The sequence below is a fragment of the Rhizobium sp. KNZ14-9A genome (assembly GCF_056755015.1).
This window is the reverse complement of sequence record NZ_JBPGXB010000002.1, coordinates 4,138,625-4,163,489: the sequence shown is the minus strand read 5'-3', so window position 1 is coordinate 4,163,489 and position 24,865 is coordinate 4,138,625. Positions and strand designations below refer to the sequence as shown.

Genomic DNA, 24,865 nt, shown 5'->3' with positions numbered 1-24,865 from the left:
CCTAGGGCCTGATTACTGGAAAGACTTGGCGAAGCTGTCGAGAGCAGCAACGAGCTTGCCCTTCGTAGCGTCGCTGATAGCCTTTTCCGTGCGGATCGCATCGAGGATGGCAGAGCCTTCCGAACGCAGATAGGACAACAGGCCCTGTTCGAACTTGCCGACCTGAGTGACCGGCAGCTTGTCGAGGTAACCATTGACGCCTGCGAAGATCACGGCGACCTGCTCTTCCGTCTTCAGCGGCGAAAACTGCGGCTGCTTCAGGAGCTCGGTCAGGCGTGCACCGCGGTTCAGCAGGCGCTGGGTAGCAGCGTCAAGGTCCGAACCGAACTGGGCGAAGGCAGCCATTTCGCGATACTGGGCAAGTTCGCCCTTGATCGAGCCGGCAACCTGCTTCATGGCCTTGATCTGAGCCGAGGAACCGACGCGGGAAACCGACAGACCGACGTTAACGGCCGGACGGATACCCTGATAGAACAGGTCGGTTTCGAGGAAGATCTGGCCGTCGGTGATCGAGATCACATTGGTCGGAATGAAGGCCGAAACGTCGTTACCCTGGGTTTCGATGACCGGCAGAGCGGTCAGCGAACCGGCGCCCTTGTCGTCGTTCATCTTTGCAGCGCGCTCGAGAAGACGCGAGTGCAGGTAGAAAACGTCACCCGGATAAGCTTCGCGGCCCGGCGGGCGGCGCAGCAGCAGCGACATCTGACGGTAGGAAACGGCCTGTTTGGACAGGTCGTCATAACCGATCAGCGCATGCATGCCGTTATCACGGAAATATTCGCCCATGGCGCAGCCGGCAAACGGAGCCAGGAACTGCATCGGCGCCGGATCGGAAGCGGTCGCAGCGACGATGATCGAATACTTCAGTGCGCCACGTTCTTCGAGCACCTTGACGAACTGCGCGACGGTCGAACGCTTCTGGCCGACGGCGACGTAGACGCAGTAAAGCTTTTCGCCTTCCGGACCGTTGTCATGGATGGCCTTCTGGTTGAGGAACGCGTCGAGAAGGATCGCGGTCTTGCCGGTCTGGCGGTCGCCGATGACGAGCTCGCGCTGGCCGCGACCAACCGGGATGAGCGCGTCGATGGCCTTGAGGCCGGTTGACATCGGCTCATGGACCGACTTGCGCGGAATGATGCCCGGAGCCTTGATGTCGACGCGCGAACGGCGGGTCGCATTGATCGGGCCCTTGCCGTCGATCGGGTTGCCGAGAGCGTCGACAACGCGGCCGAGCAGTTCCGGACCGACCGGAACGTCGACGATCGCGCCGGTACGCTTGACAGTGTCGCCTTCCTTGATGTCGCGGTCGGAGCCGAAAATAACGACACCGACATTGTCGGATTCAAGGTTCAGCGCCATGCCGCGGATGCCGCCGGGGAACTCGACCATTTCACCAGCCTGAACATTGTCCAGGCCGTAAACGCGAGCGATACCGTCACCAACGGAGAGAACCTGGCCGACTTCCGAGACTTCTGCCTCTTTGCCGAAGTTCTTGATCTGGTCTTTAAGAATTGCGGAAATTTCCGCAGCGCGGATATCCATCAGCCGACCTCTTTCAATGCAAGCTTAAGGGTAGAGAGTTTGGTACGAAGAGACGTATCAATCTGACGGGACCCGACCTTGACGATCAGACCACCAAGAATTGACGGATCAACCGTGACAGCAATTGCCACGTCTTTGCCGGTGACGCCCTTCAGCGCCACCTTCAATTCATTTTCCTGCTCTACGGAGAGAGCATGGGCCGAAGTGACTTCGGCAGAAATTTCGCCGCGATGGTTGGCGGCAATGATGCGGAAGGCCTTGATCATGCCCGGCAGGGCAAACAGGCGGCGGTTACGCGCCACGACCTTCAGGAAATTGACAAAGAAGCCAGAGAGACCAGCCTTTTCGCTGAGAGCGATGATGGCCTTGAGTTGATCTTCTGCGGAAAAGACCGGGCTCAGGACAAAGCGCTTCAGGTCTTCGCTTTCGTCCAGCATGGCCTGGAAACGATCGAGATCAGCGGTAACGCTGTCGACGGCGCCTTCTTCGAGCGCCAGCTCGAAAAGCGACGAGGCATAGCGCTCTGCAACACCAGAAGTAAGCTGGGACGTGTCTGCCACGGGCACAAATTTCCCTGATTTCAATTCAAAATCCGACTTTCGGCGGGCGCCGAACCTATGACTTTGAATTCGTTTTGATTTCCCCCAGAAATCGCAAGAGAAGCCTCTTGCTTCTTCCGAAATTCGGGGTCCGTCTAACATAGGATGTCCGGACTCGCAACACGCGTAACGCCCGAATACGCCATTCGCATGATTTTCTATCAGCAAAATTGCCGAAACGCCCGAAAGCGGCCTGCGAAACGCTTTATTTTCAGCTCTGGATCAGCTCTGAAGGAAGCCGAACACATGAAGCAGGGGCAATGCGGCTACGACCGCCTGCACAACCAGAAGTAAATAATTAAGGAGCGTACTCCCCTTATCAGAAAGGATGGAGATGATGCGCGCAAAAGCAGCCATCGCGAAGGAAGCTCCGAGCGCCAGATAGGTCCAGTCCTGCGCCAGCATGATCGCGGCAACCCCGAGACCAAGATAGAGGCCGCCCATCGATCGAACTTCGCTGTAACCCTCACGCCGCTCGCCCCGTGGTGCCAGACCGAAGGCCCGCATGGCAAGACCGGGGGCGAACATGATGATGAAGCCAGCAAGCGCGGTGAAGGCCGCAGCACCAAAGGCAAGCTGCTCGCCAAATTCCGTCGGAAAGTAGAATTCCATGCCTCAACCCCAAATCATCAGCTGATTCTGCGTTTATGCCATGATCAGCGACATCCGGAAACGCTGAGGCTGTAACGATCTACAGGAAGCTCTGCGGATCGATATCGAGCTGCACCTGAACCGATCCGCGCTCCTTCGGCGCTTGTGCGAGCAATGCCCTGAGATAGGCCTGCATGTCGGAATTCCGGCGCCCATGCACGAGGAGGCGGAAACGATGGCGCCCACGCACCAGCGCCAACGGCGCCTCCGCCGGCCCTAGAACGGAAATGCCCGAAATCTGCGGCGCGGCGTTGCGCATGCCGCGCGCATGGTTTTCCGCATCCTGCCGCGTGTCTGCCGATACGATGATCGAGGCGAGCCTGCCGAAGGGCGGCAGGGCAGCGCGTTCCCGCTCGCCGATTTCACGATCATAGAAAGCCCGCGCATCGCCGGAGACGATTGCCTGCATGACAGGATGCTGCGGCTGATAGGTCTGCAGCAGGCCATGGCTCTTCAGGCCCGTTCGACCGGCGCGGCCCGTAACCTGTGACAGAAGCTGAAAGGTCCGCTCCGCTGCGCGAGGGTCGCCATTCGCGAGCCCGAGATCCGCGTCGACAATGCCGACCAGCGTCATCAGCGGAAAGTTGTGCCCCTTCGCGACAAGCTGGGTGCCTATAACGATATCGGCCTCGCCCTTGGCGATGGCATCGAGCTCCAGCCGCAGCCGCTTCACTCCGCCCATGATGTCGGAAGAGAGCACGATGGTGCGCGCATCCGGAAAATGCCGTTCCACCTCCTCGGCGATGCGCTCCACGCCCGGACCGCAGGCGACGAGATGGTCGAGTGTCCCGCATTCCGGGCAAGCCTCCGGCGTCGGCTCGGAATGGCCGCACTGATGGCATTGCAGCTGCCGGCGGAAGCGATGCTCCACCAGCCAGCTCGAACATTGCGGGCACTGGAAACGATGGCCGCACACACGGCAGAGCGTCAGCGGAGCGTAGCCGCGGCGATTGAGGAAGAGCAGGGCCTGCTCGCCCTTTTCAACCGTCTTGCCGATCGCGCGGACCAGGACCGGCGACAGAAAACCGCCGCGTTCCGGCGCATGGCGCCGCATGTCGACCAGATGCAGGTCGGGCAGCGCGGCATCGCCGAAACGCGTCGGCAGATGGATCGTGCTGTAGCGACCGCTCTGGCCGTTGACCTGGCTTTCGACCGAAGGCGTCGCCGAAACGAGTACTACGGGAAAATCGCCGATCCGCGCCCTAACGACCGCCATGTCACGCGCGTTGTAGTAGACGCGGTCTTCCTGCTTATAGGCAGGATCATGCTCTTCATCGACAATGATGAGGCCGAGATCTTCGAAAGGCAGGAACAGCGCCGAACGCGCGCCGGCAACGACCCGCACCTCTCCCGTTACCGCCTGCCTCCACACCTTTTCGCGAGTGCGCGGGGCAAGATCGGAATGCCATTCGGCAGGTTTCGCGCCGAACCGATCCTGGAAGCGTTCGAGAAAACTTGCGGTAAGCGCGATCTCCGGCAGCAAGATCAGTACCTGTTTGCCGCGCCTCAGCGTCTCGGCGATCGCCTCGAAATAGACTTCCGTCTTGCCGGAACCGGTCACGCCGTCGATCAGCGAAACCGCGAATTCGCCCTTGCGCACTTCGTCCAGAATTTCTTCGGCCGCCTCCTTCTGCGGACCTTCGAGGCGGGCACCGGTAAAGTCCGGATCAGGCTCGGCGACGACAGGTGGCGGCGGTAGGAAGATCGTCTCGAAAATGCCTTGTGCAATCAGCCCGTCGACAACGCTGGTGGAAACACCGGCAGCATGGGCAAGACCGGTCCGCGTCCAGGACAACCCGTCCGCGGCGGTGTCGAGCACGCGTGCGCGTGCCGGTGTCATCCGCGCCGGCTCACCGCCGATGAAACGCAACCCTTCCACCATCGGCTCCGGCTCGAAGGCATTCGGCGCCCTCAGCGCCATGCGCGCCACCAATCCGGGTGGGGAAAGCGTATAGGCGGCGACCCAGTCGATGAAATCCCGCATCTCCTTGGTCAGTGGCGGGCAATCGAAGACATGGGTGATGGGCCTGAGCTTCTTTGGATCCACCCCATCTTCGCCGCCATCCCAGACGACACCGATCACCTGGCGCGGCCCAAGCGGCACCTGCACCACCGAGCCGGGCTCGACTGCCATGCCTTCAGGCACCGAATAGGAATAGGGCCTTGGCGCCGGCATCGGTACCAGCACCGGAACCGTGCGGTTCGCGGGCGGGGCCTCGAAAAGCGCGCCAAAGAGATCGGACGAATCTGTGCTCATCGCGGCAGACCATGCCCGCAACGGCCGTAAAATGGAACCCGCCGACAACGAGGGTTAATCATCATCTTCTTCACCAGCGATCGTTCCCGTCAACCGCATGCCTTCGATCCACGTGGCGCCATTCTCACGAATGACCTTTCGCGGACGAACGCCGCAGCGTTCGCGCACCGCCTCTGCCAGTTGCACCGAATGGGTGACGATCCAGACCTGGCTGCTCTTTGACGCTTCGGCGATCATATCGGCGAGCGGCACCAGCATATCGGGATGCAGGCTCGCCTCCGGTTCGTTCAGGGCGATGAGTGCTGGCAGCCGATAAGAAAGCAGTGCGGCGGCAAGACCGAGGAAGCGAATCTGCCCATCAGACAGTTCACGCGGATGGAAGACGCGGTGCGGGAAATCCGGCAGCACTAGGCCGAACTCCGCTGTCTCGCCCGGCTCAGGCACGACAAGCCTTGCGCCGCCGAGCGCCGATGCCAGGATGCGATCGAGCTCGGCCGTATCCTGCCGCGTGTGGGCAATCGTCGCAAAGACGGCGGCGAGATTGGCACCATCCTCATCTAGCATGGGACTGGTGACGGCAAGGCAGGGATGGCGAAGCGGAGAAGCCCTGTCAGTGCGAAAACCGTGAAAGAAGCGCCAATTGTTGACGATGCGACGGAAGGCGGCAACCTCGGGGAAATGGCCGGCATCCCCGAGCAGGGCGATCGCCGTTTCGGATGTCAGCGCCTCGTCTGGATAGGCCTGCATGCGCCCGGCACCATCGCGAACGGAGATGCCTGGACCGGACCGCTTTATCATCGCCACCGCGCGGCGGCCGGTTTCGACGGAAAGCTCTTCAGCTTTGATCTGCGGTTCGAGCGCAAAGCCCGCAGCGGCCTTCGGTGGGCGCAACCCCGCTTCGACATAATATCGGAACGTGACTGCGCGCTCCTCGTCGATGATCTCAACTTCCAGGCGGATTCGAGCTGGCCCATCGGATGTGCGGCGTGGCCCGGACCAGAGAGCCGAGAGCATCCCGCCTTCGGCAGCAAGTTCATAAGCCAGCCGCCCGCGAACCGCCGACTGCACAAGCTGCAGCGCACGATAGAGATTGGACTTGCCGGCGCCGTTCTCGCCGAGAAACAGCGTCGTATCCGCCAGATCCATGCGGATCGAGCGCAGTGACCGGTAATTCTTGGCAAACATGGAGCGAAGACGCATGTCTTCGCTTTAGCGCAAAGCAACGCTAAAAAGAATGGGCCGCAACAGGCTCCGGCAACAGTTGCCGGGACACGGGCACGAAGCGTGAGTCCCCATCGGCCGCCATGTCGTAGACCGTGTGCCTTTCAAGCGCCTTCGTCACCTCGTTCAGATCACCGTCGAGCTCTTCGGCGGGAATGAGATTGCCGATGACGAAATCGAAGCGGTCACTCTTCTTGTTCAGAAGTTCATAGAAGACCGTCATGTCGCGCAGTTCGTTCGACCATTTGGCAAACCAGTAGAAAAGCCCGGAATTGCGCGCTGTCATGTGAACAGGGAGGATCGGCAAACCGTATTTACGGGCAAGGCCGACGGCGGAGGTTTTCCACGGCCGCTCGTTCAATCGCCCATTTGCCCAATAGGCGATACGGCCCGAAGGGAAGAGCACGGTCGCCTTGCCCTCCTTCACCGCATGGTTGGTCAGCTGCAGCGTCTCGCGCGCCTTGAGCTTGCTCTTGAATTCCTCGCGCCATTCGACCGGGATGATCATCTCCGCAAAGCGTGGGTTGACGCGCACCGCATCGCGGTTGGCGAAGAACATCATATCCGGGCGGCGCGTCTTCAGGAGATCGAACACCGCCACGCCATCGGCAATGCCGGTCGGATGATTGCTGACGAGTATGAAACCGCCGGATGCCGGAATGCGCTCGGCATTGGTGACGTTGATATCGAGCTTCAGCAGGTTGCTCATATATTCGAACGACTGGAAGCCCGGCATGTTGGCAACGTCATTGGCGAATTCGATCGCCTTGTTGTAGCGCAGCAGCGTATAGAGAAACGGCCGCATGAGCGGCCACAGAGGATGGCGGACGATCTTCTGTCCGCGCTCGGCGATCAGCGTATCGACGATATGGCCAGGCTTTCCGTGTGAAACCAGGGCAATCGCTTCCGCGAGCTGTCCAAAGGCCGTCATGGAATCGCGCCGTGCCATGAAAATTCCTGTTTTACGGAAGCTATAAGCTATCTCAATGAATTATGATCGATACATGACAAGGGCTTGGCAAGCATTAGCAATTCCATAACGCCACTGTTTCAGAATTGGCGTCACCAAAAGCAAATTCAAGAGCCAAAATCATGAATGAACTCCTGATCATCGCCGATCCGCACCTGATGACGGAACGCAGCGCCTGGCTCGAAAACCTTGCCCGGGAGCGGCGCCTTTCGGAACATACGCTCGATGCCTATGAGCGTGACACGCGTCAGTTCCTGACCTTCATGACCGGTCATCTCGGTGGCCCGACAACGCTGCGCGATATCGAAACGCTGCGCCCGGCAGACTTCCGCGCCTTTCTGGCCGCCCGGCGCAAGGAGGGCTCCGGCGCTCGCTCGGTTGCTCGCAATCTCGCCGGCATTCGCTCCTTTCTGCGTCACCTTGAAAAGAAGGGCCTCGTGAATGCCGCGGGCGCCGGCGCCGTGCGATCCCCGAAGCAACCGAAATCTCTTCCGAAGCCTCTCTCAGACAGACAGGCCATCACCGTAGTCAGCAATGAAGCCCAGCTCCATGACGAGCCATGGATTGCCGCGCGCGATGCCGCCGTTATGACGCTGCTTTACGGTTGCGGCCTGCGCATTTCCGAAGCACTCGACCTGACGCCTGCTGATATCAGGACCGGCACCACCACGCTGCGCATCACCGGTAAAGGCAACAAGACGCGCCTCGTGCCGTTGTTGCCCATCGTTTTCGAAGCCGTTGAGAAATACCGAACGCTCTGCCCCTTTCGTCTTGATGAAGGCGAGCCGCTCTTTCGCGGCGCCCGCAGCGGTAAGCTGCAGCCTGCCATCATCCAGCGCGCCATGCAGAAATTGCGCAGTGCCTTCGGGCTGCCGGAAACGGCGACCCCGCATGCGCTGCGCCACTCCTTCGCAACCCATCTGCTGGCCGGCGGCGGTGACCTGCGCACCATTCAGGAGTTGCTCGGCCATGCCAGCCTTTCCACCACGCAGGTCTATACCGGCGTCGATGCATCAAGGCTTCTGGAGGTGTATGATAGGGCGCATCCGCGCGCGTAAGCCTTCGTTAACGCTGTCTCTTAAAGGAATATGCGCAAGCCCGGCGTAGAGCATGAGGCTTGAAGCACATGTGACCGGATTACCATCATGACGATCTCCATCGGCCACCGCACTTTCCATATCGCCCAGCCGGGCAATATCCTGCTCTGGCTGATCGCTGCCTTTCACATGCTGCTTGCCGCCGCATTGCTCGCTGTCGTCTTTTCAGTCACGCCGGCCGATGCCGCCGAAGATAGCTGCACCGGAAAGAACCTGCTCACGGAGCTTCAGCAGAACGAACCGGGGCGGTATGCCGAAGCGGTGAAAGAGGCAGATGCCACACCGAACGGCAAAGGCGTTTTCTGGAAGATCGAAAAACTGGGCCTCAAAACTTCCTGGCTGCTCGGCACCATGCACGTCACCGATCCACGCGTCTTGAACCTGCCGCCCCGCGCGCAGGAAGCCCATGACGGTGCCGATACGATTGTCATCGAGTCCGACGAAATCCTCGATGAGAAGAAGGCCACTGCATCACTTCTGATGAGACCGGACCTGATGATGTTCACGGACGGCACGACCATCGAAAAGCTTCTTTCGCCTGAGGACTATACCCGCCTCGAGGCCGGACTGAAGCAGCGCGGCATCCCGCTCTCGGCCGTTTCACGCATGCGCCCCTGGATGATCGCGAGCGCCGTGGCACTTCCCGCCTGCGAGATCGCCCGCAAGGCCAAGGGAGTGCAGTTCCTCGACCAGAAGATCGCTGCCGATGCGGCCGCTGAAGGCAAGCAGGTCAAGGGGCTGGAAACCCTGGCCGAGCAGCTGCAGGCCATGGCCGAGCTGCCGATCGAATTTCATCTGAAGTCGCTGATCGAAACCTTAGAACTCGGCGGCAAGATGAACGACGTTGTCGAAACCATGACCGACACCTATCTCTCCGGCGATATCGGCATGACCATGCCGATGCTGAAGACCGTATCGCCGGAAGGCAGCGATGAGGACAGCGATTACGCCGCCTTCGAACAGCGCATCATCCTCGACCGCAACAAGGTGATGGCCGAACGCGCCGCCCCCATCCTCGCCAAAGGCAACGTCTTCATGGCTGTCGGTGCCCTGCACCTCCCAGGCAAGGATGGTGTCATCGAACTGCTGCGTCAGCAGGGCTTCACGGTCACGGCGGTCAATTGACCGTCGTCCTTCTCAGCCCATCGTCATGCGCCGCAATACATCTGTCTTCCAATAGAACTGATGGACCAGCGCACCAAAGACATGCGCGACGATGACGATCCAGAGGATGAGCCTCAAGACGTCGGCATGCAGCGCGCCCAATGCTTCCACACCCAAATAGTAGACCGCAATGCCTGAAGCCGGCAGGGCGAGCAGCAGCAGATAGAGGCTCGCATGCGCCAGCCGGGCAGCGAGCCGAAAGATCGCCGGTTCGTTTGCGGCTTCAGGCGGTACGCCCTGCACGAAGCGCAGGCCGAGCCTCAGGATCGTCATAAGCAGGATTGCGATACCGACATAGGCGTGGATATTGGCCGAAGCGATCTGTTCCGGCAATGGCGTGCCGCCGTGGCGGATAAGCCGGTACCAGGCATTCATGCCATCAGGCAAAAGAAGGTTGAAGAGGACCAGGAGCACGGTCGCCCAGTGAAGGAAACGCTGGGAGAGACTGTAGCCGGAAACGACGCGATCATTCATTTTCTTGGCTTTCGTCAAATAGTTAGCGAAACTTACCCACCAAATAAAAACGCCGCCTGCCCGAAGGCAAGCGGCATTATGAATGATTGCTGATATTTAATCTCACATATGGATCGGCTTGAAGAAAGCGGCCAGCGCTGCCTCCTTCACGGCTTCCGACATGGTCGGATGCGCATGGCAGGTGCGACCAAGGTCTTCTGCCGAACCACCGAATTCCATCAGCACGGTAATCTCGTGGATCATCTCGCCGGCACCGAAGCCGACGATATGACCGCCGAGCACCTGGTCGGTTTCCTTGTCGGACAGGATCTTCACGAAACCTTCGGTCGTCAGCATCGCGCGGGCGCGGCCGTTTGCTGTGAACGGGAACTTGCCCACCTTGTAAGCGACACCGGCGGCCTTCAGCTCTTCCTCAGTCTTGCCGACGGAGGCGACCTCCGGCTGCGTGTAGACGACGCTCGGGATGACGTCATAGTTCACATGACCGTGCTGGCCAGCGAGGATTTCGGCAAGTGCCACACCTTCGTCTTCGGCCTTGTGCGCCAGCATCGGACCCGTCACGACGTCGCCGATCGCGTAGATACCTTCGACATTGGTCTTGAAGTGGCTGTCGATTTCAACACGACCGCGATTGTCGAGCTTGACGCCCGCTTCTTCCAGACCAAGGCCTGCCGTGTAGGGAATGCGGCCAGTGGAAATCAGGACGACATCCGCTTCAAGCGTCTGCGCAGCGCCACCAGCGACCGGCTCGAATGTCACCCTGGCGCCCTTGTCGCCCTTCTCGACGCCAGTCACCTTGGAACTCAGCTTGATGTCGATGCCCTGCTTGCCGAGCATGCGCTGGAACTGCTTTGAGACATCGGCATCCATCGCGCCGAGGATCTTGTCGAGAAATTCGATGACGGTGACCTTCGCACCGAGTCGCGACCAGACCGAACCAAGCTCGAGGCCGATGACACCGCCACCAACGACGATCATCGTTTCCGGCACTTTTTCCAGTGCAATGGCGCCGGTGGAGGATACGATGATCTTCTCATCGATATCGACCTTCACGCCCGGAATGCCGGCGACGTCGGAACCGGTGGCAATGACGATGTTCTTGCCTTCGATTTCTTGAACCGTGCCGTCTTCGGCGGTCACCGAGACCTTGCCGGCGGAGACGATCTTGCCGGTGCCGTGGAAGGCATCGATCTTGTTCTTCTTGAAGAGGAAGGCAACGCCGTCGACGTTCGACTTTACCGTCGCATCCTTGTGCGCCAGCATCTTTTCGAGATTGAGCTTCGGAGCGGCGACCTCGATGCCGAGCTCTTCCATGTGATGCGTTGCGTGGAACATCTCGGAAGCGTGCAGCAGCGCCTTGGAGGGGATGCAGCCGACATTCAGGCAGGTGCCGCCGTAAGTGGCGCGCTTCTCGACGACGGCGACCTTGAGGCCGAGTTGCGCAGCCTTGATTGCCGCGACATAGCCGCCAGGGCCGGTTCCGATAACAATCACATCATAGGACATTACTTTTTCCCTTTGCGTTATTGACTAGCGCCCGCCGCTCACATTGAGGATCGCGCCTGTTATGTACGATGCCGAAGACGAAAGCAGATAGACGATCGCATCGGCCACCTCCTCCGCCTGTCCGGTTCGCTTCATCGGGATCGATGAAGCCATTTCTTTCGGCCTGTGCGGCTGCCCGCCGGAGGCATGAATATCCGTTTCGATGATGCCGGGACGGATCGCATTCACCCTGATACCCTCGGCCGCGACTTCCTTGGAAAGTCCGATCGTGAACGTATCGATGGCTGCCTTCGATGCGGCATAATCGACATATTGTGCCGGCCCGCCAATCACCGCCGCCATGGAGGAGACATTGACGATCGCGCCGCCTTGTCCGCCATGCCGGGTGGACATGCGCCGCACTGCCTCGCCGGCGCAAAGGATCGAACCCGTCACATTGATCCGCATCATCCGCTCGAGGCGCTCGGCCGACATTTCATCGACACGTGCGATGTAATCGACAATACCGGCATTGTTCACCAGCCCATCCAGCCGCCCGAAATGCCTATCGATCGCCTCGAACATCGAGACGATATCGGCGGCATTGCCGACATCGCCCTTGATCGCGATCGCATTGCCGCCAGCCTTCTTGATCTCCGAGACCACGGCATTTGCCGCCTCTTCATTCGAGGCATAGTTCACCGCAACGCGCCAGCCGTGACGCGCGGCAGCCAGGCAGGCTGCAGCACCTATGCCGCGGCTACCACCGGTAACGAGAAGAACGGGACTGTCGGTCATTGTGCACATCCCTTGAAATCGAGGACGTCCCAGGGAGCGACAGTCGCCTTGCCGTCACCCCAGGCGGAAGACTGGCGGATCGCTGGGCCGAGGCCGGGAAAGACGATCTTTTCGGTTGCCGGGCTGTCGCCGGACTGCAGGTTGTCGAGCCCGCCATCGGCACTTGCGCGATAGACGAAGCCCTGCCAGACCGTGCAGCCATCGAGATCGGCACCCGTGACATCGCCATCCGGGCAGTTGAACAGGACCATGCCCATGGTGCGCTCCGGATCGTCCGAGGACATGACATAGCCATCCATGACGACTGAGGTCTTGAGCGCGCTGAGCTTGAACTGGTGGCTTGACGACACGGCTTCAGACGTAATCGGCGAAAAGCGCAGTTCGTAGGCGCCATCGCGATCAGCGTAGATCGCCTTGCCCTGCTGGCAATCGGCGGCAACGGCCGAAGCCGGCGCGCAGGAAAGCGCGGCGATCATCATCGCAACTACACTTTTCTGCTTGGTCAGCATGTGCCCTGCCCGTTCATTTGTGGTTCGGCTCCCTGCGCCCGTCGGCATTCTCGGTGACCTGGAAATCCGTCAGCAGCACCAGCGGACGCCCGTCCTTGTCCAGTCCCCAGAATACCGGATAGAAGCCATCGCCCCAGCCGCTCCAGAATATCGCCACATTGCCCTTCTTGCCGGCGATCGGCCGGTGCAGGTCATAGACCCCCTTGTTGGCATCGAGTTCGGAGGCGACCACGTCATAATAGTTCACGTCGGAATCCGGCTTTGCAGCCTGCACCTGCTGCTCGCGTTCCCCGATCAGATCAAGCGTGTCGGCATCCATGTAGCTGCCGAGACCGGCATCGACGGGATAGCCGAAGATCTCGTCACCCTTCAGCGTAGCGACATCCTGGCCCGGAATGGTCGCAAGCTCCCAGTGATCGGGCTTGCCCTCGGCAATGCGCATGCTTGACGCCGCAACCCGCCCGAAAGCCTCGTAGAGCCGTACCGGATATTCACCGACAGGAACCGTCTTTGCCAATGCCGGCCGATCCGGCTGTGCCAACGGATCGGCGGCAACGATACGGCCCGAGGTCAGTTCGACATTGCCCATGTCGACAGTCTTGATGTGGCGTGCGGAAAGCTCGGCATCATCAAGCGATGCGAAGTCGAAATTGCTGCTCGCCTTGTTCACATCGAAGGCGAGAGCCGAGACCGGCATGAAGGCAACCGTGGCGCAGAACACTGCGCCCGCCGCTCGCATGATCCGGTCTCGCATGGCAGATCGCTCCGCTTAGAGGTCCAGAACCAGACGTTCCGGATCTTCCAGGCTTTCCTTGACGCGCACGAGGAAGGTCACGGCTTCCTTGCCGTCGACGATGCGGTGGTCGTAGGAGAGAGCCAGATACATCATCGGGCGGATGACAACCTGACCACCGATGGCAACCGGACGCTCCTGGATCTTGTGCATGCCGAGAATGCCCGACTGCGGCGCGTTCAGGATCGGCGAAGACATCAGCGAGCCGTAGACGCCACCATTGGTGATGGTGAAGGTGCCGCCCTGCATCTCGGCCATTGAGAGCGAGCCGTCACGGGCTGCCTTGGCAAGACGGCCGAGCTCCTTCTCGATTTCGGCGATCGACATCTGATCGGCGTCACGGATGACGGGAACGACGAGGCCCTTGTCGGTACCGACAGCCATGCCGACATGGCAGTAGTTCTTGTAGATGATGTCGGTACCGTCGATCTCGGCGTTGACGGCCGGCAGTTCCTTGAGCGCGTGCGTGACGGCCTTGGTGAAGAAGCCCATGAAGCCGAGCTTCACGCCGTGCTTCTTCTCGAAGACATCCTTGTACTTGTTGCGCAGGTCCATGACGGCCTTCATGTCCACCTCGTTGTAGGTGGTCAGCATCGCAGCCGTGTTCTGTGCATCCTTGAGGCGCTTGGCGATCGTCTGGCGCAGGCGCGTCATCTTCACGCGCTCTTCGCGTCCCGCATCTTCTACCGTCGAAGGACCGCGCGGAGCGGCAGGCGCTGCCGGTGCAGCGGCTGGAGCTGCTGCAGCCTTGGCGACAGCGGCGATGACATCACCCTTTAAAACCTGGCCGCGCTTGCCGCTGCCATCAACCTGATCGGCCGAGAGATTGTTCTCCGCCAGCATCTTTGCCGCAGCCGGAGCCGGCGGCATGGAGGATACGGAGGCGGCCGGAGCAGCAGCGGCAGCAACCGGAGCAGCTGGCGTCGGAGCAGGTGCAGCAGGTGCTGCTGCCGGGGCTGCCGCAGCTGGAGCAGCTGCGGCAGCCGCACCTTCGGCGATCTGGCCGAGAAGCGCACCGAGACCAACCGTCTCGCCAGCCTGGGCGACGATTTCCGAAAGCGTGCCGGACGCCGGAGCCGGAACTTCGATGGTCACCTTGTCGGTTTCAAGCTCGAGAATGGGCTCGTCGGCCTTCACGGCGTCGCCGACCTTCTTGAACCAGGTGCCGACGGTTGCCTCGCTGACGGATTCACCGAGTGTTGGAACGCGGATTTCTGTGGCCATTGTTCAAATCCTGATTGTGCTTGTTATCGTGTTAGACAGCGGTCCCGGCTTAGGGCCGGAGAATGACGGAGGGCATTGGCAAGACGTCGAAACGAAAACCGAAGCCGGAAGTGATGATCGGGTCCGCATCGGCAAGCGCCTGCGCTGCTGCCTGGTCTGCAACCTCGACGACCGCGATACCGAAAGCCCCTTCACCCTCGAAGACAGGACCAACGGCAATCGCCGATCCTGCAAGAACGTTCTGGTGCCAATATTCGGCATGGCGTTTCATCGCCGCCATTTCCTCCCCGGTCCCGTCATGCGGGAATGTGGAGCGCGGCGGCACAAGTCTCATGAAGAAATATGCCATCGCGCTCCCCCTTTTTGTTAGCCGCCCAGCGCATCCTCGAGGAACGCGGCGAGCTGCGACAGATGCTTTGACATCAGGCCCGTTGCCGGCGAAGCGGCGGCCGGGCGACCCGTATAGCGAACGCGCTGGTACTTCGCATCGATATGGGCGAGCACCCATTCCAGATACGGGTCGATGAACGACCATGCACCCATGTTCTTCGGCTCTTCCTGGCACCACACCATCTCTGCATTCCGGAAGCGGGACAGCTCGTTGATGAGCGCCTTGGCCGGGAAGGGATAGAGCTGCTCGATACGCAGCAGGTAGATGTCGTCGATACCGCGCTTTTCGCGCTCTTCCAGCAGGTCGTAATAGACCTTGCCGGTGCAGATGACGACGCGACGGATCTTGGCATCCTTCTGCAGCTTGATCGGGCCATCCTTGATGACCTCCGCATCGTCCCACAGGAGACGGTGGAAGGAGGATTCGCCAGCCATTTCGGCAAGCGTCGAGACAGCGCGCTTGTGGCGCAGCAGCGACTTCGGCGTCATCAGGATGAGCGGCTTGCGGAAATCGCGCTTCAGCTGGCGGCGCAGGATGTGGAAGTAGTTCGCCGGCGTCGTGACGTTGGCGACCTGCATGTTGTCTTCCGCGCAGAGCTGGAGATAGCGCTCCAGACGGGCGGACGAGTGTTCCGGACCTTGGCCTTCATAGCCATGCGGCAGCAGGCAGACGAGGCCCGACATGCGCAGCCACTTGCGTTCGCCAGACGAGATGAACTGGTCGAACACGACCTGCGCACCGTTTGCGAAGTCACCGAACTGGGCTTCCCAGAGCGTCAGCGCATTCGGACGAGCCAGCGAATAGCCGTATTCGAAGCCGAGAACGGCTTCTTCCGAAAGCATCGAGTTGATGACTTCGTAACGGGCCTGTGTCGGCGACAGGTTCGCGAGCGGAATGTAGCGCTCTTCGGTTTCCTGATCGTAGAGAACCGAGTGGCGCTGCGAGAAGGTACCGCGTTCGCAATCCTGACCGGACAGACGGATCTTGTGGCCCTCGACGACGAGCGCGCCGAAAGCCAACGCTTCGGCCATCGCCCAGTCGAGACCTTCGCCACTCTGGACCATGTTGGCGCGGTTTTCCATGAAGCGCTGGATCGTGCGATGCGCGTTGAATCCAGCCGGAATCTCCGACAGCTTGCGGCCGATATCCTTGAGCGTTTTCATCGGCACGGCAGTCTTGCCGCGGCGCTGTTCGTCGGCATTGTCAGCCGTGCGCAGGCCGGACCATTCGCCGTCCAGCCAGTCGGCCTTGTTCGGCTTGTAGTGCTGGCCAGCTTCGAACTCCTGCTCGAGATGGGCGCGCCAGTCGGCCTTCATCTTTTCGACTTCGCCGTCGGTGAGCAGGCCTTCGCGAACGAGACGGTCTGCATAGAGCTGCAGGACTGTCTTGTGACCACGAATGACCTTGTACATCTTCGGCTGCGTGAAGGACGGCTCATCGCCTTCATTGTGGCCGTAGCGGCGATAGCAGAACATGTCGAGCACGACAGGCTTGTGGAATTTCATGCGGAATTCCATCGCGATCTTCGCCGCATAGACCACGGCTTCCGGATCGTCGCCATTGACGTGCAGGATCGGTGCTTCGATCATCTTGGCGACGTCGGACGGATAGGGCGACGAGCGCGAAAAGGCCGGGTTCGTGGTGAAGCCGATCTGGTTGTTGATGATGACGTGCATCGTGCCGGCAACGCGATGGCCGCGCAGACCGGACAGGCCGAGGATTTCGGCAATGACGCCCTGGCCGGCAAAGGCCGCGTCGCCGTGGATCAGGAGCGGCAGAACCTTGGCGCGTTCCGACAGCGGAATGATGTCGCCGTCCCAGACGGTGGCACTCATGTCCTGCTTGGCGCGCGCCTTGCCCATGACGACAGGGTCGACGATTTCAAGGTGCGACGGGTTTGCCGTCAGCGAGACGTGCACCTTGTTGCCGTCGAATTCGCGGTCGGAGGAAGCACCGAGATGGTACTTCACGTCGCCTGAACCTTCGACTTCGTCGGGAGCGTAGGAGCCGCCCTTGAACTCGTGGAAGATGGCGCGGTGCGGCTTGCCCATGACCTGGGAAAGCACGTTCAGGCGACCGCGGTGCGCCATGCCGAACACGGCTTCCTTGAGGCCGAGATGGCCGCCACGCTTGAGGATCTGTTCGAGTGCCGGGATCAGTGATTCACCGCCATCCAGGCCGAAGCGCTTGGTGCCCTTGAACTTGACGTCGAGGAACTGTTCGTAGCCTTCGGCTTCGACGAGCTTGGCGAGGATCGCCTTCTTGCCTTCAGCCGAGAAAGCAACGCCCTTGTCCGGACCTTCGATACGTTCCTGGATCCATGCCTTTTCTTCCGGATTGGAAATGTGCATGAATTCGACGCCGAGGGTCGAGCAATAGGTGCGCTCGAGGATCTCGATCATCTCGCGGAGGGTCGCATATTCGAGGCCGAGCACGTTATCGATGAAGATCTTGCGATCGTAGTCGGCAGCCGTGAAGCCGTAATTTTCGGGCGAAAGCTCGTGATAGTCGTCGACCGGGGCGGCGATACCAAGCGGATCGAGCTTGGCGTGCAGATGGCCACGCATGCGATATGCGCGGATCATCATGATGGCGCGGACGGAATCGCGCGTCGCCTGCAGCACGTCGGCGGCGCCTGCCGGCTGGCCGGCGGCTTCGGCCTTGGCCTTTACCTTGGTCTCGATGACCTTTTCGACGATGCCCCAGTCGCCGTCGAGCGCCGAGACGAGATCGCCGCTTGCCTGCAGCGGCCAGTTCTTCTTGCGCCAGGATGCTCCCTTGGCCGCCTTCTTCACATCAGCAGGATCGTCTTCCAGCGCCTTGAAGAAGGACCGCCACTGATCGTCGACCGAGTTGGGATCGTCTTCATAACGGGCGTAGAGCTGCTCGATATAGGCAGCATTGGCGCCATCCAGAAACGAGGTGATCTGAAATTGCTCGTTGGCTTCTTGCCGTGCCATGGTGTTACGCGGACGCTTCCGCCCGCCTCCTGACTTAGATGAATTTGCCGGCTTCATCGCCGGCTGCCGCATTCCGATTGCCGCCTGTCCGCGGCGCATCCGCATTGAGTAAGTGGAGAGCCGGGCGGAGGCCAGGATGCCGTTCCTCCGCCCGGGGTATATAAGTTGGTTTAGCCCTTGAGGACTTCAACCAGCGTCTTGCCGAGGCGAGCCGGAGACGGCGACACCTTGATGCCTGCCGATTCCATCGCCGCGATCTTCGATTCAGCGTCGCCCTTGCCACCGGAAACCACAGCACCGGCATGGCCCATCGTGCGGCCCTTCGGTGCCGTACGGCCCGCGATGAAGCCCGCCATCGGCTTCTTGCGGCCCTTCTTGGCCTCGTCCTTGAGGAACTGCGCTGCGTCTTCTTCAGCCGAACCGCCGATTTCGCCGATCATGATGATCGAGGTCGTGGCTTCGTCGGCGAGGAACATTTCGAGCACGTCGATGAATTCGGTGCCCTTGACCGGGTCGCCGCCGATGCCGACAGCCGTCGTCTGGCCGAGACCTTCGTTGGAGGTCTGGAAGACAGCTTCGTAGGTCAGCGTGCCGGAGCGGGAAACGATACCGACCGAACCCTTGCGGAAGATCGAGCCCGGCATAATGCCGATCTTGCATTCTTCCGGCGTCAGGATGCCTGGGCAGTTCGGGCCGAGCAGGCGCGACTTGGAGCGCTCGAGGCGAGCCTTGACGCGAACCATGTCCAGGACCGGGATACCTTCGGTGATACAGGTGATGAACGGGATCTCGGCGTCGATCGCCTCGATGATCGCATCGGCTGCGCCTGCCGGCGGAACATAGATGACGGACGCGTTGGCGCCGGTCTTTTCCTTGCCTTCGGCAACGGTTGCGAAGATCGGCAGGCTTTCGCCCTTGGAGCCGGTCCAGGTTTCGCCACCCTTCTTCGGGTGAATACCACCGACCATCTGCGTGCCGTAGTAAGCAAGCGCCTGTTCGGTGTGGAATGTACCGGTCTTGCCGGTCAGACCCTGAACCAGGATCTTGGTGTCTTTGTTGACGAGAATAGACATGCGGGGCCTTTGTCTAGAAGAGGTTGGAAGACGTGAGAGACGCGCGACGATAGATGCCGCTGACGATCTCCTGCCAAGTATCGCTGCCTGCAGGCGAAAAGCTGACGCCCATCCGGTAGCAGTCTTCATTTTCAAATGTGAACGCGGTGCGCTGCCTTCCGCGCGGAGAAGTCTTGATCAGCACGAGTTCATCGCCATTCCACGCGCCGGAAGCCGGCGTGGGCGGAGCAAAACCGACGCTGTCGAACTGGTAGAGTTTGTAGCTCTGGTTCGAACTATCGAAGCCGAAAACATTGCGGGCTTCGAAGGAAACTTCGCCGTCGCGCATCTGGCAGTAACGCTGCTCGAGGAAAAATCCGCCGAACAGCGCCTCGCCAGAAAGCGAAGCGCTGGCCTTGCCTTCCTTTGTCCACGCCGAAGCCGCGACATGCTCTTCCCCCTCCCAGACACCGGCAAAGGCATCGAGGCGGAGATGAGCAGCACTGGGCGTGGACTGGAAAGCCATGACCGTTCTCAACCGTTGATCGCAGCGACGATCTTCTTGGCCGCATCGTCGAGATCGTCAGCCGCCGTGATCGCCAGACCCGATTCGTTCAGGATCTTCTTGCCGAGATCGACATTCGTGCCTTCAAGGCGAACGACGAGCGGAACCTTGAGACCGACTTCCTTGACCGCGGCAATGACGCCCTCGGCGATGACATCGCACTTCATGATGCCGCCGAAGATGTTGACGAGAATGCCTTCGACCTTGGGGTCTGCGGTGATGATCTTGAAGGCTGCAGCGACCTTCTCCTTGCCGGCGCCGCCGCCGACGTCGCAGAAGTTTGCCGGCTCCTTGCCGTAAAGCTTGATGATATCCATCGTCGCCATGGCAAGGCCAGCACCGTTGACCATGCAGCCGATGTTGCCGTCAAGCGCGACATAGGCGAGGTCCCACTTGGAGGCCTCGATTTCCTTGGCGTCTTCTTCCGTCTCGTCGCGAAGCGTCTTCACGTCGTCGTGGCGGAAAAGAGCGTTGCCATCGAAAGACATCTTTGCATCGAGAACGCGCAGGTGGCCATCCTTCATCACGATCAGCGGATTGACCTCGAGCAGGGCCATGTCCTTCTCGCCGAAAGCCTTGTAGAGCGCCGGGAAGAGCGTCTTGGCGTCTTCTGCAGCCGCACCGTCAAGCTGAAGCGCCTTGGAGATCGCAGCAACGTCGGAAGCTGTCACACCAGCTTCCGGATCGATGGCGATCGTGTGGATCTTCTCAGGCGTATCGTGAGCGACTGCTTCGATATCCATGCCGCCTTCGGTCGAAACGACGAAGGCCACCTTGCCGACCGAACGGTCGACCAGGAGCGAGCAATAGAGCTCGCGAGCAATGTCGGCACCGTCTTCGATGTAGAGGCGATTGACCTGCTTGCCGGCTTCGCCGGTCTGCGCGGTTACCAGCGTATTGCCAAGCATTTCCTTGGCATGCGCAACGACTTCATCGATCGACTTGGCGAGACGGACACCACCCTTGGCATCCGGGCCGAGTTCCCTAAACTTGCCCTTGCCGCGGCCGCCTGCATGGATCTGGCTCTTGACCACGTAGAGCGGGCCGGGAAGCGACCTGGCGGCAGCCTCGGCTTCTTCAACCTTGAGGATCGCCACACCCTGCGCGACCGGCGCGCCATAGCCCTTTAGCAGAGCCTTGGCCTGATATTCATGAATGTTCATGGGTTTATCCCTATTTCGATAACTTCAGCGCACCAGTTACTTGAGGGCGGGCGCGATGTTGATGCAGGCTTCGCAGAGACCGGCAACGGCGCCGACGGACTTGTCGAAGGCTTCCTTCTCGGTCTTGTTGAGGTCGATCTCGATGATGCGCTCGACGCCGCCGGCACCGATGACGGTGGGAACGCCGACATACATGTCCTTCACGCCGTACTGGCCCGTGAGGTGGGCAGCGCAGGGCAGAACGCGCTTCTTGTCCTTGAGGTAGGATTCAGCCATTTCGATCGCCGAAGCGGCCGGAGCGTAATAGGCCGAACCGGTCTTGAGCAGGCCGACGATTTCGGCGCCGCCGTCACGGGTGCGCTGGATGATTTCTTCGAGGCGTTCCTTGGTGACCCAGCCCATGGTGACGAGGTCGGTCAGCGGAATGCCGCCAACGGTCGAATAACGGGCGAGCGGCACCATAGTGTCGCCGTGGCCGCCGAGAACGAAGGCCGTGACGTCCTGAACGGAAACGTTGAATTCCTTGGCGAGGAAAAGACGGAAGCGCGAAGAGTCGAGAACGCCGGCCATGCCGACGACCTTGTTGGCCGGGAGGCCGGAGAACTTCTGCAACGCCCAGACCATCGCGTCGAGCGGGTTGGTGATGCAGATCACGAAAGCGTTCGGGGCATACTTCTTGATGCCGGCGCCGACCTGCTCCATGACCTTGAGGTTGATGCCGAGAAGGTCATCGCGGCTCATGCCCGGCTTGCGCGGAACGCCGGCAGTGACGATGCAGACGTCAGCGCCTTCGATCGCGGAATAGTCGCTGGCGCCGGTCAGATTGGCGTCGAAGCCTTCAACCGGGGAGGACTGTGCGATGTCGAGACCCTTGCCCTGGGGAATACCGTCGGCGATGTCGAAGAGGACGATGTCGCCCAGTTCCTTCAGGCCGGCGAGATGCGCCAGCGTGCCACCAATCATGCCAGAACCGATGAGTGCGATCTTGTTACGCGCCATTTCGCTTTTCCTTTGCGATCAAAATCCGTCGGGCGACGCGCGGGCATCGCCCAATGCCGCAATCGCATAGACCTAAAGCCAAAAAATGGCAATCCATTATTTTTGGTGCAGCAATTTCAATCGTTTAGATATTAAAATTCTTACGTAAACGTAAGATCAATTGTCACCAAAGTGTTACTCGGCAGCCCGCCGTTCATGATGCGCCGCAAGATATTCCGCGCTTCTCATCTCAAAAAGACGAGATGCCGTACGATCGAATTCAAAGCCTTCGGTGCCGCGTCTTTCGACGAGCAGATTTTCGGGCATGGCGGCGGCGGAAGCATAGAGGCGGGTGCCATGATCGTAGAACGTATCGATCAGAATGATGAGGCGTTTGATCTGGTTCCGCTTTTCAGGGCCGAGCAAGGGAATGTGATCGAGGAAGATCGTATCGAAGCGTTCGGCGATGGCGAGGAAATCGACTGCACCCAGCGGCTTTTCGCAGAGATCGGAGAAGGAGAAGCGCGCCATGCGGTCGACGGCGAGCGGCACATGGATTGCCCGCCCCTTCATGGCAATGTCCGTCGGCTGCGCCTTGCGGCCGTGCAGCGCCTGCGTCCAGGACGCATCCATCGCCATGTCGGTGCGCTCATCGATCGGGATGAGGTAGACCGGCTGACTGTTCAGCTTCTCCATCCGGTAGTCGGTCGGCGAATCGAGCGAGACGATCTCGACATGTTTTTTGAGGAGACCGACGAAAGGCAGGAAAAGCCCGCGATTGAGGCCGTCCTTGTAGAGATTGTCGGGCTCGACATTCGAGGTCGCCACCAGCACGCAGCCGCGCGCGAAAAGCTCGGAGAACAGCCGCGACAGGATCATCGCATCGGCGATATCGGTGACGGTGAATTCGTCGAAGCAGAGCAGTTCCGCTTCCCCGAAAAGGGCAGCGGCGACCGGCGGCATCGGATCGGCCTGCTTCGTCTCGCCGTTCTTCAGCTTCAGCCGGTGAGCAGCGATGCGATTGTGCACATCGGCCATGAACTCATGGAAATGCGCGCGCCGCTTTTTCCGGCAGGGCGCCATTTGGAAGAACATGTCCATGAGCATCGTCTTGCCGCGCCCGACGCTGCCATGGATATAGAGGCCCTTGATGCCGCTCTCCGTCTTCTTCTTGGATGCAAACAGCCAGCCGAGCGCGCTGCTCTTGGCGGCAGGCCGTTTCTGCTTGAGAGAGGCAAGCACCCGGTCAAGACACTTGGCCACATCCATCTGGGCGGAATCAACCTGCAACGTCTCCGAAGCCGTCAGCGATTTGAGCTGCTCGGTGACGCTGAGCGAATAGTCTGGCATTGGCTGCATGAGGGCTTGTCCGCCTATGCGCAACCGGCGGAACCCCGCCGGATTGACTTACCGGCTGAGGGTGATCGGCTGCCCGGTCGAGGTCTGGCCATTGAAGCTGTTGTCGGCAACCTTGTAGACGGAACCGATCTGGTTGCCGCTGCGGTCCTTGAGCAGAACCTGCTTGCCGGAAACTTCCCAGGAACCCATAGCCGTCAGCTCGCCAACACAACCGCGCGTACCGCCACGCGATCCGCTGCCGAGATTGGTGAGCGTCAGGAACATGTCGCAGGTACCGTTGACACGCCAGCTGCCGACCATCGATTCCTTGGTGACATCAAGAGAGGTCGCGGGTGCTGCGCCACCCGGCTGAACACCAGCCATCGGCGCCGTCGAGGTCGGCGCGGCAGGAAACTGCCCGGCCGGCGGCGGAAGCTGGCCGCCCTGCACGGAGGGTACCGGCTGCGCGGTCAACGGCGGAGGTGCGTTGTTACTGCTGTAATCATATGAGGTGCGCTGGCATCCCGCCAAGGCCAGAGCGGCCGTTAGACCCGTCACCACATATCGCAACTGCATCATCAAGCTCCCGAATGTCCGTCTCAACCGCAGAGATATTTCAATTGTAGGTTCGAATTACCGTATTTCACTTTGGTTAATCAAGTCAGCACAACGCAAATCGGCCTTCGTGACACCTATAGCAAGGCCGGCACAATTCAACCGACCGCTCGCCGGACTTCTTGCTGATAAAATATGTCAGCAAGGTGTTGTGCCCGGCCGTCTCGTTCTTGATTAAGTTCGATCCGTTCAGCGAAGTCGAGATAACGCTCAATTGAATCCGGTAGAGGCGTCGACACTCACACGCGACGCTCGACCATCATCTTCTTGATTTCGGCGATTGCCTTGGCCGGGTTCAGACCCTTCGGGCAGGTCTGCGCGCAGTTCATGATCGTGTGGCAACGATAAAGGCGGAACGGATCCTCGAGATTGTCGAGACGTTCGCCAGTCGCTTCGTCACGGCTATCGATCAGCCAGCGATAGGCCTGCAGCAGGACGGCCGGACCGAGGTAACGGTCGCCGTTCCACCAGTAGCTCGGACAGGAGGTCGAGCAGCAGGCACAGAGGATGCACTCGTAGAGGCCGTCGAGCTTCTGGCGGTCCTCATGGCTCTGCTTCCATTCCTTGGCCGGCGTCGGCGAAACCGTCTTCAGCCAGGGCTCGATGGAGCGATGCTGGGCATAGAAATTGCTGAGGTCAGGAACCAGATCCTTGACAACAGGCATATGCGGCAGCGGGTAGATCTTCACCGTGCCCTTGATGTCGTCCATGCCCTTGGTGCAGGCGAGCGTGTTCGTGCCGTCGATGTTCATCGCGCAGGAACCGCAGATGCCTTCACGACAGGAACGGCGCAGCGTCAGCGTCGGGTCGATCTTGTTCTTGATGTAAAGAAGCGCATCGAGAACCATCGGCCCGCAATCGTCGACATCCACGTAGAAGGTGTCGATCGACGGGTTCTGGCCGTCATCCGGGCTCCAGCGATAGACGCGAAACTCACGAGTGTTCTTGGCACCCGCCGGCTTCGGCCACACCTTGCCTTCGCGCATCTTGGAATTCTTGGGGAGAGCGAGTTCAACCAT

At 60.3% G+C, this 24,865-nt stretch carries 23 protein-coding genes; 2 read left to right on the top strand and 21 right to left on the bottom strand.

Annotated elements, in window-relative coordinates; genetic code table 11:
• Window positions 1–12 precede the first annotated feature (12 nt).
• The 6 genes from atpA to ACR9ZQ_RS27350 all read right to left on the bottom strand — a co-directional run bounded on the left by atpA (window position 13) and on the right by ACR9ZQ_RS27350 (window position 7,219).
• The gene (gene atpA, locus ACR9ZQ_RS27375) at window positions 13–1,542 is read right to left on the bottom strand and encodes a F0F1 ATP synthase subunit alpha (RefSeq protein ID WP_113324255.1); all 1,530 of its coding nucleotides are present in this window, start codon (window positions 1,540–1,542) and stop codon (window positions 13–15) included.
• Window positions 1,542–2,108 (bottom strand): F0F1 ATP synthase subunit delta, encoded by a 567-nt coding sequence (locus ACR9ZQ_RS27370; protein ID WP_310385471.1) that lies wholly within the window; start codon window positions 2,106–2,108, stop codon window positions 1,542–1,544. The genes atpA and ACR9ZQ_RS27370 overlap by 1 nt, the downstream gene beginning before the upstream one ends.
• Window positions 2,109–2,363: 255 nt before the next feature.
• Window positions 2,364–2,753 carry an AGROH133_08824 family phage infection protein gene (locus ACR9ZQ_RS27365; protein ID WP_481429080.1) on the bottom strand — a complete coding sequence of 130 codons (390 nt, stop codon included), beginning with the start codon at window positions 2,751–2,753 and terminating at the stop codon, window positions 2,364–2,366.
• Window positions 2,754–2,832: 79 nt separating this feature from the next.
• Window positions 2,833–5,049, bottom strand: coding sequence for a primosomal protein N' (locus ACR9ZQ_RS27360; RefSeq protein WP_481429079.1), 2,217 nt, complete (start codon window positions 5,047–5,049; stop codon window positions 2,833–2,835).
• Window positions 5,050–5,103: 54 nt separating this feature from the next.
• Window positions 5,104–6,249, bottom strand: coding sequence for an AAA family ATPase (locus ACR9ZQ_RS27355; protein ID WP_481429078.1), 1,146 nt, complete (start codon window positions 6,247–6,249; stop codon window positions 5,104–5,106).
• A 25-nt stretch (window positions 6,250–6,274) separates the two neighbouring features.
• Window positions 6,275–7,219 (bottom strand): GNAT family N-acetyltransferase, encoded by a 945-nt coding sequence (locus tag ACR9ZQ_RS27350; RefSeq protein ID WP_481429077.1) that lies wholly within the window; start codon window positions 7,217–7,219, stop codon window positions 6,275–6,277.
• A 143-nt stretch (window positions 7,220–7,362) separates the two neighbouring features.
• Between ACR9ZQ_RS27350 and ACR9ZQ_RS27345 the strand changes: the two genes are divergently transcribed.
• Complete coding sequence (locus ACR9ZQ_RS27345; protein WP_481429076.1) at window positions 7,363–8,298, top strand: tyrosine recombinase XerC; 936 nt, start codon at window positions 7,363–7,365, stop codon at window positions 8,296–8,298.
• 87 nt (window positions 8,299–8,385) lie between these two features.
• Window positions 8,386–9,462, top strand: coding sequence for a TraB/GumN family protein (locus ACR9ZQ_RS27340; RefSeq protein ID WP_481429075.1), 1,077 nt, complete (start codon window positions 8,386–8,388; stop codon window positions 9,460–9,462).
• A 12-nt stretch (window positions 9,463–9,474) separates the two neighbouring features.
• On the opposite strand, the gene ACR9ZQ_RS27335 is transcribed toward ACR9ZQ_RS27340, so the two are convergent.
• The 15 genes from ACR9ZQ_RS27335 to ACR9ZQ_RS27265 all read right to left on the bottom strand — a co-directional run bounded on the left by ACR9ZQ_RS27335 (window position 9,475) and on the right by ACR9ZQ_RS27265 (window position 24,865).
• Window positions 9,475–9,975 carry a cytochrome b gene (locus tag ACR9ZQ_RS27335; RefSeq protein WP_481429074.1) on the bottom strand — a complete coding sequence of 167 codons (501 nt, stop codon included), beginning with the start codon at window positions 9,973–9,975 and terminating at the stop codon, window positions 9,475–9,477.
• Between the two features lie 102 nt (window positions 9,976–10,077).
• Window positions 10,078–11,481, bottom strand: coding sequence for a dihydrolipoyl dehydrogenase (gene lpdA / locus ACR9ZQ_RS27330; protein WP_310384970.1), 1,404 nt, complete (start codon window positions 11,479–11,481; stop codon window positions 10,078–10,080).
• A 24-nt stretch (window positions 11,482–11,505) separates the two neighbouring features.
• Entirely contained in the window at window positions 11,506–12,258 is a 753-nt protein-coding gene (locus ACR9ZQ_RS27325; RefSeq protein ID WP_310384971.1) for an SDR family oxidoreductase, read from the bottom strand.
• Window positions 12,255–12,767 (bottom strand): hypothetical protein, encoded by a 513-nt coding sequence (locus tag ACR9ZQ_RS27320; protein ID WP_439016765.1) that lies wholly within the window; start codon window positions 12,765–12,767, stop codon window positions 12,255–12,257. Before ACR9ZQ_RS27320 ends, ACR9ZQ_RS27325 begins: the two co-directional genes overlap by 4 nt.
• A 13-nt stretch (window positions 12,768–12,780) precedes the next feature.
• The gene (locus ACR9ZQ_RS27315; RefSeq protein WP_310384975.1) at window positions 12,781–13,521 is read right to left on the bottom strand and encodes a DUF4241 domain-containing protein; all 741 of its coding nucleotides are present in this window, start codon (window positions 13,519–13,521) and stop codon (window positions 12,781–12,783) included.
• 15 nt (window positions 13,522–13,536) lie between these two features.
• The gene (odhB, locus tag ACR9ZQ_RS27310) at window positions 13,537–14,784 is read right to left on the bottom strand and encodes a 2-oxoglutarate dehydrogenase complex dihydrolipoyllysine-residue succinyltransferase (RefSeq protein ID WP_310384976.1); all 1,248 of its coding nucleotides are present in this window, start codon (window positions 14,782–14,784) and stop codon (window positions 13,537–13,539) included.
• A gap of 49 nt (window positions 14,785–14,833) precedes the next feature.
• Window positions 14,834–15,133, bottom strand: coding sequence for a YciI family protein (locus tag ACR9ZQ_RS27305; protein WP_310384978.1), 300 nt, complete (start codon window positions 15,131–15,133; stop codon window positions 14,834–14,836).
• A gap of 17 nt (window positions 15,134–15,150) precedes the next feature.
• Window positions 15,151–18,135: a 2-oxoglutarate dehydrogenase E1 component gene (locus tag ACR9ZQ_RS27300; protein WP_113324711.1), complete on the bottom strand. Its 2,985-nt coding sequence runs from the start codon at window positions 18,133–18,135 to the stop codon at window positions 15,151–15,153.
• 170 nt (window positions 18,136–18,305) lie between these two features.
• Entirely contained in the window at window positions 18,306–19,208 is a 903-nt protein-coding gene (gene sucD / locus ACR9ZQ_RS27295) for a succinate--CoA ligase subunit alpha (protein ID WP_310384981.1), read from the bottom strand.
• 13 nt (window positions 19,209–19,221) lie between these two features.
• Window positions 19,222–19,713, bottom strand: a complete 492-nt coding sequence (locus ACR9ZQ_RS27290) for a DUF1579 family protein (protein WP_310384983.1) — start codon at window positions 19,711–19,713, stop codon at window positions 19,222–19,224.
• An 8-nt stretch (window positions 19,714–19,721) separates the two neighbouring features.
• Entirely contained in the window at window positions 19,722–20,915 is a 1,194-nt protein-coding gene (gene sucC / locus ACR9ZQ_RS27285) for an ADP-forming succinate--CoA ligase subunit beta (RefSeq protein WP_310384986.1), read from the bottom strand.
• 36 nt (window positions 20,916–20,951) lie between these two features.
• Window positions 20,952–21,914: a malate dehydrogenase gene (gene mdh, locus ACR9ZQ_RS27280; RefSeq protein WP_007822364.1), complete on the bottom strand. Its 963-nt coding sequence runs from the start codon at window positions 21,912–21,914 to the stop codon at window positions 20,952–20,954.
• A 174-nt stretch (window positions 21,915–22,088) separates the two neighbouring features.
• Window positions 22,089–23,252: a cell division protein ZapE gene (gene zapE, locus ACR9ZQ_RS27275; RefSeq protein ID WP_310384991.1), complete on the bottom strand. Its 1,164-nt coding sequence runs from the start codon at window positions 23,250–23,252 to the stop codon at window positions 22,089–22,091.
• A gap of 48 nt (window positions 23,253–23,300) precedes the next feature.
• Window positions 23,301–23,807, bottom strand: a complete 507-nt coding sequence (locus tag ACR9ZQ_RS27270) for a protease inhibitor Inh/omp19 family protein (protein ID WP_113324722.1) — start codon at window positions 23,805–23,807, stop codon at window positions 23,301–23,303.
• A 278-nt stretch (window positions 23,808–24,085) separates the two neighbouring features.
• Window positions 24,086–24,865 (bottom strand): succinate dehydrogenase iron-sulfur subunit, encoded by a 780-nt coding sequence (locus tag ACR9ZQ_RS27265; protein WP_310384993.1) that lies wholly within the window; start codon window positions 24,863–24,865, stop codon window positions 24,086–24,088.

Bases quoted from the DNA above. Each gene is read 5' to 3' on its own strand.
- lpdA (WP_310384970.1), bottom strand. From the start codon at position 11,481: ATGTCCTATGATGTGATTGTTATCGGAACCGGCCCTGGCGGCTATGTC.
- ACR9ZQ_RS27305 (WP_310384978.1), bottom strand. From the start codon at position 15,133: ATGGCATATTTCTTCATGAGACTTGTGCCGCCGCGCTCCACATTCCCG.
- ACR9ZQ_RS27360 (WP_481429079.1), bottom strand. From the start codon at position 5,049: ATGAGCACAGATTCGTCCGATCTCTTTGGCGCGCTTTTCGAGGCCCCG.
- atpA (WP_113324255.1), bottom strand. From the start codon at position 1,542: ATGGATATCCGCGCTGCGGAAATTTCCGCAATTCTTAAAGACCAGATC.
- sucD (WP_310384981.1), bottom strand. From the start codon at position 19,208: ATGTCTATTCTCGTCAACAAAGACACCAAGATCCTGGTTCAGGGTCTG.
- ACR9ZQ_RS27335 (WP_481429074.1), bottom strand. From the start codon at position 9,975: ATGAATGATCGCGTCGTTTCCGGCTACAGTCTCTCCCAGCGTTTCCTT.
- odhB (WP_310384976.1), bottom strand. From the start codon at position 14,784: ATGGCCACAGAAATCCGCGTTCCAACACTCGGTGAATCCGTCAGCGAG.
- ACR9ZQ_RS27315 (WP_310384975.1), bottom strand. From the start codon at position 13,521: ATGCGAGACCGGATCATGCGAGCGGCGGGCGCAGTGTTCTGCGCCACG.
- ACR9ZQ_RS27300 (WP_113324711.1), bottom strand. From the start codon at position 18,135: ATGGCACGGCAAGAAGCCAACGAGCAATTTCAGATCACCTCGTTTCTG.
- ACR9ZQ_RS27270 (WP_113324722.1), bottom strand. From the start codon at position 23,807: ATGCAGTTGCGATATGTGGTGACGGGTCTAACGGCCGCTCTGGCCTTG.
- ACR9ZQ_RS27365 (WP_481429080.1), bottom strand. From the start codon at position 2,753: ATGGAATTCTACTTTCCGACGGAATTTGGCGAGCAGCTTGCCTTTGGT.
- ACR9ZQ_RS27350 (WP_481429077.1), bottom strand. From the start codon at position 7,219: ATGGCACGGCGCGATTCCATGACGGCCTTTGGACAGCTCGCGGAAGCG.
- ACR9ZQ_RS27355 (WP_481429078.1), bottom strand. From the start codon at position 6,249: ATGCGTCTTCGCTCCATGTTTGCCAAGAATTACCGGTCACTGCGCTCG.
- ACR9ZQ_RS27325 (WP_310384971.1), bottom strand. From the start codon at position 12,258: ATGACCGACAGTCCCGTTCTTCTCGTTACCGGTGGTAGCCGCGGCATA.
- zapE (WP_310384991.1), bottom strand. From the start codon at position 23,252: ATGCAGCCAATGCCAGACTATTCGCTCAGCGTCACCGAGCAGCTCAAA.
- ACR9ZQ_RS27345 (WP_481429076.1), top strand. From the start codon at position 7,363: ATGAATGAACTCCTGATCATCGCCGATCCGCACCTGATGACGGAACGC.
- ACR9ZQ_RS27320 (WP_439016765.1), bottom strand. From the start codon at position 12,767: ATGCTGACCAAGCAGAAAAGTGTAGTTGCGATGATGATCGCCGCGCTT.
- ACR9ZQ_RS27340 (WP_481429075.1), top strand. From the start codon at position 8,386: ATGACGATCTCCATCGGCCACCGCACTTTCCATATCGCCCAGCCGGGC.
- sucC (WP_310384986.1), bottom strand. From the start codon at position 20,915: ATGAACATTCATGAATATCAGGCCAAGGCTCTGCTAAAGGGCTATGGC.
- ACR9ZQ_RS27290 (WP_310384983.1), bottom strand. From the start codon at position 19,713: ATGGCTTTCCAGTCCACGCCCAGTGCTGCTCATCTCCGCCTCGATGCC.
- mdh (WP_007822364.1), bottom strand. From the start codon at position 21,914: ATGGCGCGTAACAAGATCGCACTCATCGGTTCTGGCATGATTGGTGGC.
- ACR9ZQ_RS27265 (WP_310384993.1), bottom strand. From the start codon at position 24,865: ATGGTTGAACTCGCTCTCCCCAAGAATTCCAAGATGCGCGAAGGCAAG.